Origin of the sequence: Saccharibacillus qingshengii (genome assembly GCF_013185195.1) — a bacterium.
Lineage (GTDB): Bacteria > Bacillota > Bacilli > Paenibacillales > Paenibacillaceae > Saccharibacillus > Saccharibacillus qingshengii.
Genome location: NZ_JAAZWC010000076.1, coordinates 1 through 1228 on the forward strand (window position 1 = coordinate 1; position 1228 = coordinate 1228).

Annotated in this window: 2 protein-coding genes; both read right to left on the reverse strand. The window is 51.4% G+C overall.

What is annotated here, in order from left to right; genetic code table 11:
• Window positions 1–11: 11 nt before the first annotated feature.
• The gene (locus HRQ60_RS23540; protein WP_343044815.1) at window positions 12–704 is read right to left on the reverse strand and encodes an IS630 family transposase; all 693 of its coding nucleotides are present in this window, start codon (window positions 702–704) and stop codon (window positions 12–14) included.
• Window positions 701–1156 carry a helix-turn-helix domain-containing protein gene (locus tag HRQ60_RS23545; protein ID WP_216671686.1) on the reverse strand — a complete coding sequence of 152 codons (456 nt, stop codon included), beginning with the start codon at window positions 1154–1156 and terminating at the stop codon, window positions 701–703. The genes HRQ60_RS23540 and HRQ60_RS23545 overlap by 4 nt, the downstream gene beginning before the upstream one ends.
• Between the last annotated feature and the right edge of the window lie 72 nt (window positions 1157–1228).

A 1228-nucleotide genomic window follows, 5' to 3' on the forward strand; every position in this document is an offset into this window, starting at 1 on the left:
CTAGTACAGCGTCAACTCAAAATCACTGGATAAAGATGCTTCAACCGAGTTCGGGCATCGTCCGTTGTAAAATGCCAACTCACCCCTTTTTGTTCCGAATTGCGCTTGTGTTCCCAAGCCTTCACTTCGCGTTGTAAGGTGTCCAAATCCGGCATTCGGGGCTTCAGGCACTGTTTGCTCAACACGCTGAGCTCAATTTCGGCAACATTCAGCCAGCTCCCGTGTTTTGGCGTATGGTGGATTTCAATTCGTTTCGCAAGTCGGTTGGCCGTCTCCGGATCAAAGGCCGCATAGAGCGAAGCGATCGAATGGGTATTCAGATTATCCATCACGAGCACAATTTTTGGAACATGCGCGTATCGTCCTTCCAGCAACGCCCGAACTTCTTCGGCAAAATCGATTCCGGTCCGTCTTGGCCGGGCCGACATTTGACGCCAACCGACCAAAGGTTCGGTAAACACAAACAAACTACAGGTTCCGTTTCGCTTGTATTCGTTGTCGTAACGCTCGGGTTTCCCCGGTTCCATAGGCAAAGGTTCCCGGACTTCATGGAGCAGCTGCATCGGCTTTTCGTCCATACAAATGACCGGACATTCCGCATTGTACGCTCTAGCGTAGACGTCCAGCACATCTTCCATCGCGGCGACGAAAGCCGCATTTTGCTTGGGCGGGATACTCCAGCATTTGCGCAGATGCGGCTTCAGTTCCGTTTTTTTAAAACACGGCGAACGGCCTCGTGCGAGATGCTGTCGAGAATTTGGAGCTCCACGGTTTGGTTAGCGAGAAGCTGAAGACTCCAACCCGCAGATCCTTCCGGTGGTGCACTGCAACTCAGCGCGATGATTTTGGCTTCCACTTCGCCCGTAATCTTCGCAGGAATCGGAGGCGTTTGCCGTTTTTTGCGATGAAGGAGATCCATCCCACGCGAGGTAAAGGCTTTGCGAATCGCAAAAACCGTAGTGGGATGGATATGGAAAGAAGCGGCAATGTCCACGTCTCTACGCTTGCCACCCGGCTGATTCAAGTCGGTTGCGAGCAAAATATGGGCACGGAGAATCGAACGGGCTGGCGCTTTGCCTTTCGAAATGAAAGCCAGAAGTTGCGTGCGTTCCTTGGAAGTCAGGCAGACCGGATACACCGTTGTGGTTCTGGACATGGAGAACACCTCGTTTTTGAGATTTTCTCTGAGTTTAACATAATTATGCTTTTAGGGTTGATGATGTACTAG